Origin of the sequence: Halopiger xanaduensis SH-6 (genome assembly GCF_000217715.1) — an archaeon.
Taxonomy (GTDB): Archaea; Halobacteriota; Halobacteria; order Halobacteriales; family Natrialbaceae; genus Halopiger; species Halopiger xanaduensis.
The window spans coordinates 1,858,046-1,872,194 of sequence record NC_015666.1; the positions used below are offsets into that span (position 1 = coordinate 1,858,046).

The 14,149-nt window shown below is 62.5% G+C and carries 18 protein-coding genes; 9 read left to right on the top strand and 9 right to left on the bottom strand.

What is annotated here, in order from left to right:
- Positions 1–10: 10 nt before the first annotated feature.
- Positions 11–661 (bottom strand): helix-turn-helix domain-containing protein, encoded by a 651-nt coding sequence (locus tag HALXA_RS09075; protein WP_013880042.1) that lies wholly within the window; start codon positions 659–661, stop codon positions 11–13.
- A gap of 213 nt (positions 662–874) precedes the next feature.
- On the opposite strand from HALXA_RS09075, the gene HALXA_RS09080 reads away from it, so the two are divergent.
- Positions 875–1,594 (top strand): DUF2270 domain-containing protein, encoded by a 720-nt coding sequence (locus HALXA_RS09080; protein WP_013880044.1) that lies wholly within the window; start codon positions 875–877, stop codon positions 1,592–1,594.
- Between the two features lie 269 nt (positions 1,595–1,863).
- Here the strand turns inward: HALXA_RS09080 and HALXA_RS09085 are convergent, their stop codons facing one another.
- From HALXA_RS09085 to HALXA_RS09110, 6 genes are all read right to left on the bottom strand, one after another.
- Complete coding sequence (locus tag HALXA_RS09085; RefSeq protein ID WP_013880045.1) at positions 1,864–2,172, bottom strand: HalOD1 output domain-containing protein; 309 nt, start codon at positions 2,170–2,172, stop codon at positions 1,864–1,866.
- Positions 2,173–2,441: 269 nt separating this feature from the next.
- Positions 2,442–2,801, bottom strand: coding sequence for a DUF7344 domain-containing protein (locus tag HALXA_RS09090; RefSeq protein ID WP_013880046.1), 360 nt, complete (start codon positions 2,799–2,801; stop codon positions 2,442–2,444).
- Between the two features lie 71 nt (positions 2,802–2,872).
- Entirely contained in the window at positions 2,873–3,529 is a 657-nt protein-coding gene (locus tag HALXA_RS09095) for a helix-turn-helix domain-containing protein (RefSeq protein ID WP_013880047.1), read from the bottom strand.
- 404 nt (positions 3,530–3,933) lie between these two features.
- Positions 3,934–4,182 (bottom strand): hypothetical protein, encoded by a 249-nt coding sequence (locus HALXA_RS09100; RefSeq protein WP_013880048.1) that lies wholly within the window; start codon positions 4,180–4,182, stop codon positions 3,934–3,936.
- A gap of 232 nt (positions 4,183–4,414) precedes the next feature.
- Positions 4,415–4,636: a hypothetical protein gene (locus HALXA_RS09105; RefSeq protein WP_013880049.1), complete on the bottom strand. Its 222-nt coding sequence runs from the start codon at positions 4,634–4,636 to the stop codon at positions 4,415–4,417.
- A 168-nt stretch (positions 4,637–4,804) separates the two neighbouring features.
- Positions 4,805–5,281 carry a cupin domain-containing protein gene (locus HALXA_RS09110; protein WP_013880050.1) on the bottom strand — a complete coding sequence of 159 codons (477 nt, stop codon included), beginning with the start codon at positions 5,279–5,281 and terminating at the stop codon, positions 4,805–4,807.
- 146 nt (positions 5,282–5,427) lie between these two features.
- On the opposite strand from HALXA_RS09110, the gene HALXA_RS09115 reads away from it, so the two are divergent.
- The 3 genes from HALXA_RS09115 to HALXA_RS09125 all read left to right on the top strand — a co-directional run bounded on the left by HALXA_RS09115 (position 5,428) and on the right by HALXA_RS09125 (position 9,480).
- Complete coding sequence (locus HALXA_RS09115; protein ID WP_013880051.1) at positions 5,428–6,030, top strand: tRNA (cytidine(56)-2'-O)-methyltransferase; 603 nt, start codon at positions 5,428–5,430, stop codon at positions 6,028–6,030.
- Between the two features lie 151 nt (positions 6,031–6,181).
- Positions 6,182–8,113, top strand: coding sequence for a hypothetical protein (locus HALXA_RS09120; protein WP_013880052.1), 1,932 nt, complete (start codon positions 6,182–6,184; stop codon positions 8,111–8,113).
- A gap of 26 nt (positions 8,114–8,139) precedes the next feature.
- Positions 8,140–9,480 (top strand): DUF7405 family protein, encoded by a 1,341-nt coding sequence (locus HALXA_RS09125; protein WP_013880053.1) that lies wholly within the window; start codon positions 8,140–8,142, stop codon positions 9,478–9,480.
- Positions 9,481–9,519: 39 nt separating this feature from the next.
- On the opposite strand, the gene HALXA_RS09130 is transcribed toward HALXA_RS09125, so the two are convergent.
- Positions 9,520–10,242, bottom strand: a complete 723-nt coding sequence (locus HALXA_RS09130; protein ID WP_013880054.1) for a hypothetical protein — start codon at positions 10,240–10,242, stop codon at positions 9,520–9,522.
- 85 nt (positions 10,243–10,327) lie between these two features.
- Here HALXA_RS09130 and HALXA_RS09135 point away from each other — a divergent pair, with 85 nt between their 5' ends.
- From HALXA_RS09135 to HALXA_RS09150, 4 genes are all read left to right on the top strand, one after another.
- The gene (locus tag HALXA_RS09135; protein WP_013880055.1) at positions 10,328–10,606 is read left to right on the top strand and encodes an amphi-Trp domain-containing protein; all 279 of its coding nucleotides are present in this window, start codon (positions 10,328–10,330) and stop codon (positions 10,604–10,606) included.
- Positions 10,607–10,712: 106 nt separating this feature from the next.
- Positions 10,713–11,240, top strand: a complete 528-nt coding sequence (gene tfe, locus HALXA_RS09140) for a transcription factor E (RefSeq protein ID WP_013880056.1) — start codon at positions 10,713–10,715, stop codon at positions 11,238–11,240.
- A gap of 4 nt (positions 11,241–11,244) precedes the next feature.
- Entirely contained in the window at positions 11,245–11,919 is a 675-nt protein-coding gene (locus tag HALXA_RS09145; RefSeq protein WP_013880057.1) for a DUF2110 family protein, read from the top strand.
- A gap of 1 nt (position 11,920) precedes the next feature.
- The gene (locus HALXA_RS09150; RefSeq protein WP_013880058.1) at positions 11,921–12,691 is read left to right on the top strand and encodes a DUF5803 family protein; all 771 of its coding nucleotides are present in this window, start codon (positions 11,921–11,923) and stop codon (positions 12,689–12,691) included.
- A 30-nt stretch (positions 12,692–12,721) separates the two neighbouring features.
- On the opposite strand, the gene HALXA_RS09155 is transcribed toward HALXA_RS09150, so the two are convergent.
- A complete protein-coding gene (locus HALXA_RS09155) occupies positions 12,722–13,228 on the bottom strand; it encodes a chemotaxis protein CheW (RefSeq protein WP_013880059.1) in 507 nt (168 codons plus the stop codon).
- A gap of 161 nt (positions 13,229–13,389) precedes the next feature.
- Here HALXA_RS09155 and HALXA_RS09160 point away from each other — a divergent pair, with 161 nt between their 5' ends.
- Positions 13,390–14,082 carry a chemotaxis protein CheW gene (locus HALXA_RS09160; protein ID WP_013880060.1) on the top strand — a complete coding sequence of 231 codons (693 nt, stop codon included), beginning with the start codon at positions 13,390–13,392 and terminating at the stop codon, positions 14,080–14,082.
- The last annotated feature ends 67 nt before the right edge of the window (positions 14,083–14,149 follow it).

The window sequence follows — 14,149 nt, forward strand, 5'->3', positions numbered from 1 at the left end:
TCTCTATGAGTTACTCTTGAGTCGTTATCAGAGTGCTTGCTACGAGGCGTCGAAGACCGCGCTGCAAACGCGATGAAACCGCTTGTCGGCTGACCTGGAGTTCGTCAGCGATATCGTCTTGCGTGGCTTTTCGCGGCGAATCGAAGTACCCACGAGAGTAGGCAAGTACCAATGCTGACCGCTGTCCCTCGGTTAAATCGAATTCTCGATCGGATTTGAGTGGCGAGAGTGCGTGGAGTTGGGTGAGTTCAATGAGGATATCATTCTCCCGGCAGTACGATTGGAATTCGGAGAGACTCTCTTGATCGCTACTTCTAACTTCAAATGTCCAGTTCTTCTGTTCTCCCAGTCCGGAAAGGAGTGTGACTTCAGTGTTGACGATGGCGGTTAGAATGCTTTCGTGGTCGAGATTCCACTTGATGCGGACGAGCATCTCCTCCTCTAATTCGTCGATCTTTTTGAACTCATCAACCCCCTTATCATCACTCAAATCAGTTGTGAGCCCTCCAAGATTTTTCGAGTGAATCCAGAAGTACGGTATGATGGCATCGTCCGTTGGAACAACGCGATCTAATTCAATGGTTACGTCTGGCAACTGTTCAAAAATTGTATTCAAAGGGAACTCGGGTTGTGGGACAGTAAATGAAGCTTCAATCGCCATAGACTCGAGTAGTAGAAACCGCCTTTTGTGCTTCTCGCTGCTACTGCTTGTACTGAACTTCCGCTCTCTGGTTGTCCGAATTTTATCCCTTCGGTGAAATGCCTGTACTGAACGGCAACTACACGTGCGTACTGTTCGGTGTTCTCCAGGACATGACACTCAGATTACTCCGTCACCAGAACCGCTTATGGAGCGAGGAGATGTCTCTCCTCTATGACCGACTCGAGTAACGACGAGTTCGACCCAACAGCACCAGACCAGCGGGAGATCGGCCGCGAAATGGTTGACGACAGTACGGGGCTCGGTTCGGTGATGGCCCACGTCTATCGTGGAGAGATCGACCGAGTGGGGACGTGGCGACAGCGCCTCGACCAGACGACGACGTGGGCGGTGACGCTGATGGCAGCAATCTTGACGTGGGCGTTTTCGAGTACCGATAACCCGCACTATCTCTTGCTGATCGGGATCGTTGTCGTCACTATCTTTCTGGGCATCGAAGCACGGCGGTACCGGGACTACGATGTCTTTCGCTCTCGTGCTCGAGTCATCCAAGAGAACCTGTTCGCAAACGCCCTCGATCCGTCCCAAGGCACTGAAAGTCACGACTGGCGGGCGGAACTAAGTAGGGACTATCGCAGGCCGACGCTGAAAGTCTCGGTATCCGAAGCACTCGCAAACCGACTCCAGCGTGTGTACCTTGCGCTGCTCAGTGTCCTACTGGTCGCATGGGTCTTCAGGATTACAGCGTTCGCGCCGCGCCAAGACTGGCTGACAACCGCTGAAATCGGCCGTATCCCCGGGATTGCTGTGGTTGCCATTGTGGGTGTGTTCTACGTCGTACTGCTTGGCGTTACCTTCTGGCCCCGTGAGCGCCATGCCAAGGGTGAATTCCGTGAAGGGGACCCAGACGACTGGAAAGAGACAGACCGATAAATCCGCCCTCTGTACTGAACGATCACCACTTTCGCAGATCGAGCCGAATCTCGTGCTACAGTCGCGCCTTGTATGCAGCACGCTCGCAGAAACCTACCCAGTTTCCGTTAGAAGTCGCGTGCTGAATACAGAGGATGGATTCAGCACGACTGGTTCGTTTGTTTCACGCCGGATCTACTGGATAGGGCATTCAGTAGACGTGCGAACTGACTGCTCGACAGGACGCGACTCACGAGTGAGGGAACAAACGCCGGTAGCCGGTTCGAATACTACGCGTTTATCAGTAGTGGTTCTTCACTTGGGGCGATTCGAAGCTCGCCATCCGCATCAATCTTCACTGTGTATCCCTGATACTCGAAGGCAAGTCGACACGGGGTTTCGGTCTCCTCAGCGCGGGCAACAAACGAATCCAGCGCTTCCGGATCCACGCTGTCCCACAATGGTTCGAGTTCGTCCGGCTCCTGTCCAGTCAACTCTGTGATGGTTTGGATCACTATGGCACTCGTTGATTGATCGGTGGCCTCTAAATCGACTTTGTACACGGGGATTATTTCATCCAAGTTGTCGTGGTTAGTCATGATGAGGAAACCGAGAAACTCGTCACTTATCCTGCAGTCTGAATAGTATCTCAGATATGAAAAACCTGATTACCAATCTATTTGGGACAATTACTGGTCAACCCCGTCCGAGAGATATACCGTCTGTACTGAACGTTGGCACCTGTGTCGTAGAAGACAGAGAGCTTCACAAGCCCAACTGCTCAGTATACGTGCGTATTGTTCGTCGCCCTCATTCCCTCAATGGAACGGTCTGGCACCAGACCAGAATGGAGAGCGGTTGATCGACGTTAGAGTTCGATCGGCGCTTCAAGTGTGGGGTCAACATCAACGATCGTAGACACGGTCGGCTGTATCCGCTCAAACTGCTCGGTCGGTTCGACGAGCTGTCGGTCCGGATCATAGGTAATAATCCCTTCCGAAGCTAGCTTTGGAAGGTGGACGTGATGGAGTGAGAGGTGAATCTCGGTTAGTACGTCCTCAGAGACCTCTGTAATTGACGTCTGATGGTTGTACTTGAGGACGGTTTGCGCAAGGTCATTCAGCGTTAGCGACCGCTGTTCTGCTGCGAGTATCCCCAGCACGATCCGACGATGTTGGTGTTGACAGAGGTCGAGGACCGAATCGAAGGCGGAGGAAGCCTCACTCATTATCTGTAGTGCAGACGACTGACGCCAATCACACTGGCTTTTTCATATACAAACCGCTTTTACGTAGCCGATCAAGATCGGTATTCGACAGCGGAGAGCGTACTCCCGAGGATGTGGTTGATCCCACCTCGGATGCGGGATCCAACGGCCTGTTGTGAGATGCCAAGCTCCTCACCGAGCACCTCTAGCGTGGCCTCACGAGGGGACTCAAAGTAGCCACGCTCGTAGGCGAGTACCAGCGCCTCTTGCTGGGTGTCGGTGAGGGCGGCTTCGGTCCCCGTTTCGACCGGTGTGAGCGCGTGCAACTCTGTCAGCGTGGTCGGGATGTCCAGTTCTCGACAGCGTTGTTGAAATTCGGCGATGTCGCTTCGGTCGTCACCGCGGATCTCGAACGTCCACTGGTGGTTCGTACCGGTGGCCTCGATGAGCGGTACCTCCGTCTCCGCCAGTACGGTGAGCACGTCGTCGTAGTCCATTGCCCACTCGACTCGTAACAGATACTCGTCTTCGACGGAGTCCACGAGTCGAATCTCTTTCGTGCCGGGATGCTCGGTGAACGCGCTCTCAATGTCATCAACTTCGGTTCCCCGTACCCAGAAATAGGGAATCACTACGTCCCGTGCGGGGATAATGCGCTCAAGCTCAACCGTCACGTCCGGCAATTGGTTGAACACTGTCCCCAGCGGGAACTGGTCGGACGGAACCGTGAACGTCGCCTCAGTAGCCATTGTCAGTACCAGTGGCTCCCACCGGGAAAGGTCTACGACCGAGTGCTCGTGACGCCGTTGTTCGTGGATGCCTGCTTTCTTGGACCATACCTCGATTGTAGGTGAGTCTCAACACCAACAGTGGGATCAGTGATGAGGTGCTTGAGGTCGTTCTCTGCTTCCCTTGTAGTGAGCAGCTCATCGCATTTCGTTTCATCTCGTATTGGAGAGATCACGCAGATTAGTACAGGACAAGCAAATAACGGTATGGTACAGAATCTCACTGATCACGATCAAGAACGCCGTGCTGAATACAGAGGATGGATGCACCACTATATCCCTTCATCTCCGTAATTTTCCCGAAATAGAAACGGACGAACTGACCGGGACATTTTGTGGCCAAGAACAGTCGGGGAGAAACCGGATTATTTGATCGACTGGAGAAATTCGTCCAGCGGATCTGTGAGTTCATCCACCTCCTCTCCGTTGATTTCAGCTGAGTACCGGATAATGACCACATCCTTCTCATCAGTATGTCGGGCTTTATCAATATTCTCAACACCTTTCCAAATTCCTGTAACTTCAACTTGGCCATGTTTGGCGTGGTTGTACGTTTCACCACGGCTCACGACCATCTCTGAATCAGAACCCGGTAGATCGTCAGAATCGCCCATACGAACCTCTGATAGCCGCTGAACCTTGTCCCTGTTGGTTGATGTAGTCTATTGTTCGCCTCTACTGACCGTTCGCTCCTCCTCGTGAATCCGCCTTCGGCTTATGGCACATTCGCGCCCTGTATTCAGCACGGCTTCGACAACCGATCACCAATTAGGGATTTCAACGCGACCTATCGAGACGAATTACAGGCGCGGAGAACGATAGCAGCGCTGGACCGACGCTCGATCCCTACTGTTTCTGGCGTTCGGTTGCGAGTTCGAAGTTCCACACGAATCCGAAGTAGGCGACGATCCCGGCGAGCATGAGCGTGTAGTACACCAGCGTCGGCGGGCCGAGCAGGTAGTTGATGGTCTCGACGATCGTTACCCAGACGACGGCGAAGGCCAGATCCGTCAGGATTCCCCACCGTTCCTCGCGGGCAGTCTGGAGCCACTCGCGGACGCCGCTCATCGCTCGCTCACCCGGTCCGGTTCCCGTTTCCGTCTCCCATCGGCAGCAGTAACGGCGATCATTGTGCGACTATCTCGCACGCACCGGAAAAAGCCTATCGGCGCGCTCGAGCGGGGCGCTTTCGCCGCTGCACCTGTGACATGAACCCGTTGGGCGATCGCCTCACCACTACGCGTCCCAGTACGGCACGTCGTCGTCCATATCGTAATAGCCCTCGAGCGACCGCTCGTCCCGGCCGCCGGGCGGCGAGCCGACGAAGACGCCGAGTTTGTTCATCTCCGGGTAGACGGTGACGTCGGGCTCGTTCATCGTCGAAATTGCCAGATAGCGCAGCGGTTTGTCGCCGTCGTTGACGACGCGGTGGCCGCCGCTCGCGTCCGCCGGCAGCGTCACGTAGTCGCCCGCCGTCAGCGGGGCGGGACCGTCGTCGGTCCGTAGCTGTCCGTCGCCGGCCAGCACGTACAGCGCCTCCTCGTTCGCCGTGTGGTAGTGGTAGGGCCACGAGCGGGTGCCGGGCGGGAGTTCGTAGAGACTACAGCCCAACTCGTCGGCGTCGACGGCGTTCGAGAGTTCCTTCCGGCGAAACGTCGTCTCCTCGCGATCGTACGCCTGCCACTCGAGGTCGCGTTCGTTGACTTTCTCCATAGGTTGTGCTGCACCCGCAGCCGGATAATGATACTCGAGCGAAATGAACGGGTGCGGCGACGGCCGCTGTCACCGAAGCGCGCCGTCGGGCGTCCGCTGACCGCGAAAACGAAACCCCCTAACCGCGCCCGGGAGTGGGTACGAGCATGCACGACGAACCCGACGTCGCCGTCCTCCGGCTCGGCCACCGGCCCGGACGCGACGACAGGATGACGACCCATGTCGGCCTCACGGCCCGCGCGCTGGGCGCCGACCGGGTCTGGTTCCCCGACAACGCCGGCCAGTCGCTCGAGACCGTCGCCGATATCACCGACCGCTTCGGCGGCCCGTTCGAGGCCGAACTGACGGACTCGCCGAAGGCGCTCATCCGCAACTGGGAGGGCCGAGTCGTCCACCTCACGATGTACGGCGAGCGCGTGCAGGACGTGGAAGACGACATTCGGGCAGCCCGCTCGAACGGGGACGAAAGCGAGAGCGACGTCGACAGCGAGGGCGACGACGAAGGCGAGCCGCTACTGATCGTCGTCGGCTCCGAGAAGGTCCCCTTCGACGTCTACGAGGAAGCCGACTGGAACGTCGGCGTCACGAACCAGCCCCACTCCGAAGTGGCCGGCCTCGCCGTCTTCCTCGACCGGCTGTTCGAAGGCCGCGAACTCGAGCAGGAGTGGGAAGGCGCCGACCGCACGGTAATTCCGATGGAGACGGGCAAGCGCGTCGAACCGGCAGGGGAGGAAGACGCGTCCGACTAGTCGACTCGCCGCTTTTTCGGTATTCGACGTCCGGAACAGCCTCGCGTCGCAGCAGCCGTGCTCTCGGTTCCGACGGCCACGAGGTGGTGATTTTCACGGGTTGTTGATCCCCCCAAAGCATCTGTACTAGAACGGAATAGCGGTCCGTATTGTGACGGAGGACGATGCGTTCACTCGCCGAAAATACTTGAAATTGGCCGCGATCGGCGGCGCCAGCGCAGCGATCGCAGGGTGTAGCGAGTTCGGACGGGGCCAGGAATCACAGAACGCCTCGGAGTCGACGGACGAACCGCCGACGGTGGACGTCCCGGCACTCCGGATGGAAACTGCCGACTTCGCCTCCGTCCGGCAGTTTTCCAACCGGAACTACGAGCGAATGCACGCCTATCGAAAGCGACAGGCGATCGAGACGCTGCTGTCCGATCCGGCGGTCAACGACATCGTCACCGACTGGGTCGGCGGATTCGAAGCGTATGAAGTGCTCACGAACCATCTCGAGACGATTAGTCTCCAGGGACCGACGGACATGACCGTTCAGGTAGACGGGTTTCCCGACGGCGAGGAAGCCCAGTTCGACGTGACCGCGAAGAACCGACGAACCGTCTACGGACTCGTCGACCGCCGTCGCGACGAGATCGTCGCCCTCCAGATCACCGACCCCCAGGACGTCGAGTGGACGGTGACCCAGACGCCCGGCCAGATGGTGATCGGCGAGGCGATCCACGACCTCGAGGTGGTCCGCGACGCCTTCGGCGACTTGAGCGAACGGGACTGGTATCCCTCGTGGAAGGGCGCAACCGGGGGGTACACCGGGCTCGGCCAGGCGGAGCTCCGACACGGCTACGGCGGCACCGCGGTCCTGCACGTAAAGGACGGCGACGAAGTACGGATAATTAGCGCGTTTATCGACGGTTCGGACCCCGAAAACCCCGAGATCATCGAGGCCGCGGTGCTCGACCACGCCGTGGAGTTTCCGCCGTACGAACTCGCCGCGTCCATCGAACCGGCCTCGGAATCGGTGCTCGAGGCCGTCCCGGACGTACCGACCGAACAGCGCCCGTACTACACGGCCAATGAGGGGTACCACCGGATCGAACCGCCGTCGGAGTCGTTCGAACAGGACGGGTGGGAGATCGAGTGGACGCCCGCCGACACCCAGGGGGTAACCGTCGCGGCGTCGTTCCAGGGGAGCCCGGTATTCGAGGCGATGGACACGCCGTACACGTTCACGGGGTACTACCTCCCGCCGCGGGAGGGGCGGAACACGCGAGAGTGGTACTTCCCGGACGACGACACGGTGTTCAGCGGCGATCTCCTCTTCTGGGACATCCACTCGTCGAACCCTGGCGGCCCGGGGATGCTCGCAAAACTCGACTTTCCGGCCCGCGGCGAGACGCCGACCGGGTTCCAACTCAAGAGTCACTTCCACTCGAGCGCGATCGGTCAGGAGAGCGTCGACTTTCACTCCGGGTTCCGCTTCGGCCCGTACAACTACGATCTCGCGTACGAGTTCTACTCGGACGGCGTCCTGCTGCCCGTGTTCCGACGCGCCGGCCCGGGGTTCGTCACGCAGTTCGTTCGGAAGGTCGAAGAATCCGCCGAGTCGTACGGCGAGAACGGCTCCTACGAGGAGCCGGTCGTCCAACACTACACGTCGGCCAAGGCTATCGACATCACGCCCGGCACCACGGACGGCGTCGCGGTGGAACTCTTCGACGGGGACGAGTGGACGACGCCCGAATCGGAGTTCTACCTCGAGGGCGAGCCGGGGATGATCGCCCGGTTCAGTAACCCCGACGGGACGGAAACGATCGACATTCCGCTCCGAGACGATCAGGAACTCGTCGTCGTCAGACGGGACGAGTCGGAGATCGGGCCGGGTGAGTATCAGGCCCAGCGGCTGTACGACGAGGAGATTCCCTCTCGCCACTATCACCCGGCACAGTACGTCGACGACCAGCCGATCCAGGGCGAACGGGTCATCGTCTGGCTGCTCATGCTCGGAGCGATCGGTCAGATGCCCCACCCGTCGGGAACGTCGAACTTCGTCACGAAAGGGCGGATGGAGCTGTCAGGATACTAATATTCTGGGGAGACTGGATCGCCGATATGACAGACGACACGACACCGGACCGATCGCGACGGGCGTTCGTCCGCGCGGCGGTCGCGGCCGGCGCGAGCGCCGCGCTCGTCGGCTGTCTCGAGGACGGGACGACGCTGCAGGCACCCGCCGGCGTCGAAGCGCCGTCGTCGCTCCCCGACCGACAACACGCCTGGAACGACGCGCTCCACGAGGATCGGGACGGGAACGTCAGCCCGCCCGAACACCACGTCTTCCTCGGGTTGTCGCTCTCGGCGGAGCCGGACGAGACGGCCCGCGAAACCGTGCGAACGGCGTTGCGAGAAGTCGAGAAAGCGATCGCGTGGGGCCCCGACGGCGTCCTCTTCACGCTCGGGTACACCCCCGCGTACTTCGATCGGTTCGACGCGCCCCTCGGCGACGCCGTCGACCTTCCGGAGCCGGAGCCGATCCTCGCGCTCACCGCCGAGAGCGACGTGACGGTCGACACGAACGACGCGCTCTTGCACCTCGCGAGCGACGACGGCGCGGCGGTACTCGCCGTCGAACAGGCCCTGTTCGGCGATCGCGACCGGCTCAACGGCCGTTCGCTGTCGGCGTCGCTCGAGGGCGTCTTCGACCGGACGGCCCGTCGAACGGGCTTCGTCGGGCCCGGCCTGCCGGCCGATCGACAGGACGGGCTGGACGGCATCCCCGACGGCGAGCCGGTACCCGACGAAGCGCCGTTCTTCATGGGGTTTCGATCCGGCTTTCGGGAAAGCCAGGCGACCGAGGACCGGGTAACGATCCGGGAGGGGCCGTTCGCCGGCGGCTCGACGCAGCACTTCGAAACCCTCGAGCTCGACCTCGAGGTATGGTACGACGAGAGCGACCACGAGCAACGCGTCGCGCGGCTGTTCAGCCCCGCACACGCCGAACGGGAGGCGGTCGGCGAGGTCGGCGAGCGGCTCGGGACCGAAACCGGCGTCGCGTCGGTCGCCGACGACGTCCGCGACCACGCTCGCGACGAGGGCGTCGTCGGCCACGCACAGAAGCTCGCTCGAGCCCGGGACGACGGGACGCCGACGCTGCTCCGACGGGACGTGAACACGACCGACGACGACGTCTGCGGCGTCCACTTCGTCTCCCTGCAACGGGAAATGTCGGAGTTTACCCGCGTCCGGGAGGCGATGCTCGGCGAGGAGTTCGGCCGGTACGGGCTCGGTCCGCGTCAGGGTAACGGTATCCTCCGGTACCTCCGGGTACGGCGCTGGGGAAGCTACCTCGTTCCGCCGCGGCCCCGCCGGGCGCTCCCGCGACCTGACCCGGACGGTGAGGACTCCGAAGCGGACGACGCCCCGAAGGAAAAAGACGGTAGCGGCGACGGCTAGGACGGCGGCGTCCGACGAGAACGCGCGGTCGATTCGGTCTCACCCGGACGGGCGCAGCAGCCGGAACGGTCGGAGCAATCGCCCGCCGACTAACCGAACGGCGGCCCGGAGAAACGGGACGAGTCCCGTATCGCTCTCGTCGAGGACGTAGCCGTTGCCGACGCGGTCGATCGGTCCCGACTCGCCGCGAGCGTGCTCCGAAAGCACGCGCTCGAGATCGGCTTCGCTCAGCCCGGTTCGCGACCGCAATTCCGCCGTCGTCAACGGCCGATCGGCGTCGCGGAGCGCCTTCGTCACGCGGCGATTGTGTCCCGCCATGCGGGCGACCTCGGCTCGCGACGGGTCGTCGGTGTCGGTATCAGTGTCGGCGTCCGCGTCCGCAGTGGCCCCTCGAGCGTCCGCATCGGCCGATCCCCCGTGTTGCCAGCTGTAGAGCCCGTCGAGCCAGATCCAGCAGCCGATCGCGAGGAGGGCGCTCCCGAGCCACGGACTGCGCGCTCGCAGTTGCACGACACCGGCGGCGAGCCAGGCGAGGCCGAAGGCCGTCCACGCGAGCCCCGGCGGCGGATCGAACCGCTCGAGGACGGTCTCGACGATCGGCGTGACTACGACGAGTGCGAGAAAGAGCGCGATCAGATCGGTCGAAAACCCGACCGCTGAGAAGAGGCCCGCGACAGCGATCGAAACGCCGATATCGACCGGATCGTACCGCTCGCGTATCCAGGGGACGACCTGCTGGAGCACGTGTTCTTCGTACGACACGATCGCCCCTAAACGTACCGCCGTGGCGGAACGCGAGCGGGGGTCCGTCCGAACTTCTTTGTAGCCGGTCGTTGGGGCTGTCACCATGGCGGAGACGACCACGTATCAGGACGACGTGACGCGCGACGAGGCCGCCGATCTGGTGCAAGAGCTGGCCGCCGAACTGCGCGGCCAGGGCCCCGCACAGGTACAGGTCGGCAACAAACTGCTGACCCTGACACCGGCGTCGACGCTCGAGTACGATATCGAAGTCGAGGAGCGCTCGCCGATGCTCGGCGGGGATCGCGAGGAGATTACGGTCTCGATCGGCTGGGAGGTACCGGAAGGCGGCGACGACCTCGAGGACGACCAGGATATCGAGTAGCACCGCCGGCCCGAATCTGCGTCGCACACGGATAGCGATCGGTAGCTACCGCACGGAGCAGGGCAGTTGGCAAGACTTAATGGCCACATGCCGTTACACGTAGGTAATGGCTTTTGAGGACCTGCTCGAGGACCCGGTCATCCAGAAGTACTTGCACGAGTTGGTCGGTCCCAAGGGGATGCCCGTCGCGGCGGCCCCGCCGGACGGCGAAGTGACCGACGAGGAGCTCGCCGAGGAGCTCGACCTCGAGTTGAACGACGTGCGGCGCGCGCTGTTTATTCTCTACGAGAACGATCTCGCCAGCTACCGCCGCCTGCGCGACGAGGACTCGGGCTGGCTCACCTACCTCTGGACCTTCGAGTACGACAACATTCCGGAGAACTTAGAGGAAGAGATGTACCGGCTCCACGACGCCTTAGAGGAGCGCCAGGAGTACGAACGGAACCACGAGTTCTACCTCTGTGAGATCTGTTCGATCCGGTTCGAGTTCGGCGAAGCCATGGACTTCGGCTTCGAGTGCCCCGAGTGCGGCTCGCCGCTGGAATCGATGGACAACGACCGGCTCGTCAACGCGATGGACGAGCGCCTCGAGGCCCTCGAGGAGGAACTCAACATCGACGGCGCGGACGCCTAATCGAATGGTCGTACTCGCAACCAAACTGTACGTCGAAGGCGACGCCCGCGAGCGATCGCTCGACTCGCTGCGGTCGCTGGTGAACAACGAGATCGGCGACCTCGAAGTCGAGTTCGAACTCGGCGTGCGCCACGACGACTTCCCCTCGGTCACGATCGAGGGCGAGGACGCCACCGTCGCGCGCAACGTCCTCCGCGAGGAGTTCGGCGAGATCGTCCCCGATCTCGAGGCCGGCGAAACCTACGTCGGCACGCTCGAGTCGTGGGACGACGAGGGGTTCGTCCTCGACGCCGGACAAGCGGTGCGGATTCCGGCCGACGAACTCGATCTGGGTCCCGGCTCCCCGACGCAGATTCGGGAGCGGTTCGGACTCGTCCAGCACGTGCCGCTGCGATTCGTCTACGGCGGAGAGGGCGAGGCGTCGACCCTCGCCGACGAGGAAGTCGACCGCCTCTTCGAGTGGACCCGCGGCGACGGGCGGCTCAACGTCAACAGCGCCACGCGGGCGGAGGTCCGCGCGACGCTCAACCGCGCGGGCCACGCCCAGGACTACGTCACCGTCGAACGGCTCGGACTCCTCGAGCAGAGCGTGATCTGTACCGACGATACGGACCCGCCGGGGCTGCTGGCCAGCGTCGGCGAGTACCTCCCGGCGGAACTGCGCTGCGTCGTTCCCTAACATGAATCGCCGGCTCGTTCTCGCGGTGCTCGCAGTCGGACTGCTCGCCGGTACAGCGGGCTGTACGGGATTCTTCGGCGGCATCTCCGACGAACAACTCGATCAGAACGCGAGCTACGACGATCTGCGCGACAGCGAGGCCAACGTCACGGTCGACGTCGAGGGCGGCGGCATCATCAGCGACGGCGAGTTCCGCGCCGTCTACGACCTCAACGACACCGAGGAACTGTCGCTGTACCGGTCGCAACTCTACCGCGACGAGGCGCTCGACGTCCGCGGCGTCCGGTACTGGTACCCCAACGGGACGGAAGTGACCGGCTCCGAACTCAACGTTGAGCAGGACCGCTCGAGCACGCAGGTCCGGGTGCCCGACGGAAACGGGACGCTCGCGTTCTCGGGCGACGCGGGCCGGCGAACCTTCCAGCTGCCGGCCTACGTCGAAGGATCCTACCGGGTCACCCTGCCGGAGGGCCACCGGACGTCGAACTTCCTGTTCGGCGACGTCAGCCCCGGCGGCTACGAGCGCGAAATCGTCGACGATCGCGAGCGGCTGACCTGGGAGAACGTCGATAGCCCGCTCTCGCTGCGATACTACCAGACCCGGGACATTCCGCTGTTCGCCGGGTTGATCGGTGCGGTCGTGCTGCTCGGCGGCGCCGGCATCGCGTACTACTACCGGCAGATCAAACGACTGCAGGAACAGCGCGAGGAGATGGGCTTCGACATCGATATCGACGATTCGGACGACGGCCCGCCGCCCGGCATGCGATAATCGCTCGCGTCGGCACGGCGGTCCGCTCTTCTAGCCGTGAATCGCCGTCTCGTCCAGTAGAATCGCGCTCCCGTCCTCGAAGACGAATCGTCCGTCGACGTGTTTCGTGTCGGCCCGCGTCGACTCGAGGTCGGCCATTCGAACCGTTCTCGTGACGTCGACGCCGTCGACCAGCCAGCCGTAGTAGGCGCCGGTTTCGTCGGTTTCGTCGATGACCAGCAGCATCGGATCGTCGATCCGCGCGGCCGTTTCCCGCGTCCGCTCCGCGGCGAACACGCGGGGCAGATCGACGACGCGAACGCGCTCGCCGCGGACGGTGACGGTCCCCGCGTTCCAGGGGTCGTCGGCGTCCTCGAGCGGCGCCGTCTCGGAGAGGCCGAGGACGGAGGCGACGGCGTCGGTGCGGACGCAGTAGCGTTCGGACGCGAGCGAGAAGGTGAGGACCGTCAGCCGGTCGTCGTCGACGGCGTCCGCACCGTCATCGGCGGCTGCGTCGGGGCCGGGGTCAGGGTCCGCGCGGTCGACAGGGGAGGTCATCGTATTCGCTCTCACCATGGAAAGACCCGAAAATAAACGTTGTGCGTCTCGCCGTCTCCTGTTTCGACAGTGGCACGACTGGCTGCGGCTGCGGGACACGCCTGCTCCGTCGCCGCGGGAGTCAACGTTTTATCACTGGACTGGGATACACGAACGGATACATGGCCCCGGACCTCCCCGACAAGCTTCTCGGCATCGATATCGACGGTGACGACCGCGCGCAGCAACGGTCCGACGAGTCCGACGACGAGGAAGACCTCGTGCGGCTCGTGCTGTTTACCGTCGGCGAGCACCGACTGGCCGTCCCCGTCGACGAGGTTCGCACGACGACGGACCTCCCCGACGAACTGACGTCGGTCCCGCGAACGCCGCCGGCGGTCGAGGGCGTTACCGACCTCCGCGGCGAGATCACGGCCGTGATCGATCCGTCCGTGCACTTCCCGACGGACGAACACGGAGCGGGCGCCGGCGGCGAGCAGTTGCTGGTCTTCGATCGCGGCGCCGACGACCAGTCGGCGGCGATCCGAGTCGACGAGGTTCTGGACGTCGAGTCCGTTCCCGAGCGCAACCTCCTCGAGGCGGACGACGTCGCGTCGCGCGATTTCGAGACCGATCTGCTCGAGCACCCGCTGGTCAGCGTGCTCGCCGAACAGGAGCGGCGGCCGACCCAACGGATCGGGGAGACGGTCGTGTCGCCGACCGGGGGAGCGGCGGCCGCCGATTCGGTCGGTGAGTCGGACGCAGCGAGCGCGGACGCAACGGACGCAGCGCCGCAGGACGAGCCGGTCGTCGTCGAACTCACGCCGGTCGTCGACGTCGACACGCTTTTGTTAGCGGCGGGGCCGCGGTCGTGACCGGTAACTACTGATCGTGGTAGCCGCGCGGACGGACCGCTTGCCGTCGTTTTCGTCGGTTATCACG

Coding starts and splice junctions, on each gene's coding strand:
- HALXA_RS09075 (WP_013880042.1), bottom strand. CDS start 661: ATGGCGATTGAAGCTTCATTTACTGTCCCACAACCCGAGTTCCCTTTG.
- HALXA_RS09080 (WP_013880044.1), top strand. CDS start 875: ATGACCGACTCGAGTAACGACGAGTTCGACCCAACAGCACCAGACCAG.
- HALXA_RS09085 (WP_013880045.1), bottom strand. CDS start 2,172: ATGACTAACCACGACAACTTGGATGAAATAATCCCCGTGTACAAAGTC.
- HALXA_RS09090 (WP_013880046.1), bottom strand. CDS start 2,801: ATGAGTGAGGCTTCCTCCGCCTTCGATTCGGTCCTCGACCTCTGTCAA.
- HALXA_RS09095 (WP_013880047.1), bottom strand. CDS start 3,529: ATGGCTACTGAGGCGACGTTCACGGTTCCGTCCGACCAGTTCCCGCTG.
- HALXA_RS09100 (WP_013880048.1), bottom strand. CDS start 4,182: ATGGGCGATTCTGACGATCTACCGGGTTCTGATTCAGAGATGGTCGTG.
- HALXA_RS09105 (WP_013880049.1), bottom strand. CDS start 4,636: ATGAGCGGCGTCCGCGAGTGGCTCCAGACTGCCCGCGAGGAACGGTGG.
- HALXA_RS09110 (WP_013880050.1), bottom strand. CDS start 5,281: ATGGAGAAAGTCAACGAACGCGACCTCGAGTGGCAGGCGTACGATCGC.
- HALXA_RS09115 (WP_013880051.1), top strand. CDS start 5,428: ATGCACGACGAACCCGACGTCGCCGTCCTCCGGCTCGGCCACCGGCCC.
- HALXA_RS09125 (WP_013880053.1), top strand. CDS start 8,140: ATGACAGACGACACGACACCGGACCGATCGCGACGGGCGTTCGTCCGC.
- HALXA_RS09135 (WP_013880055.1), top strand. CDS start 10,328: ATGGCGGAGACGACCACGTATCAGGACGACGTGACGCGCGACGAGGCC.
- tfe (WP_013880056.1), top strand. CDS start 10,713: ATGGCTTTTGAGGACCTGCTCGAGGACCCGGTCATCCAGAAGTACTTG.
- HALXA_RS09145 (WP_013880057.1), top strand. CDS start 11,245: ATGGTCGTACTCGCAACCAAACTGTACGTCGAAGGCGACGCCCGCGAG.
- HALXA_RS09150 (WP_013880058.1), top strand. CDS start 11,921: ATGAATCGCCGGCTCGTTCTCGCGGTGCTCGCAGTCGGACTGCTCGCC.
- HALXA_RS09155 (WP_013880059.1), bottom strand. CDS start 13,228: ATGACCTCCCCTGTCGACCGCGCGGACCCTGACCCCGGCCCCGACGCA.
- HALXA_RS09160 (WP_013880060.1), top strand. CDS start 13,390: ATGGCCCCGGACCTCCCCGACAAGCTTCTCGGCATCGATATCGACGGT.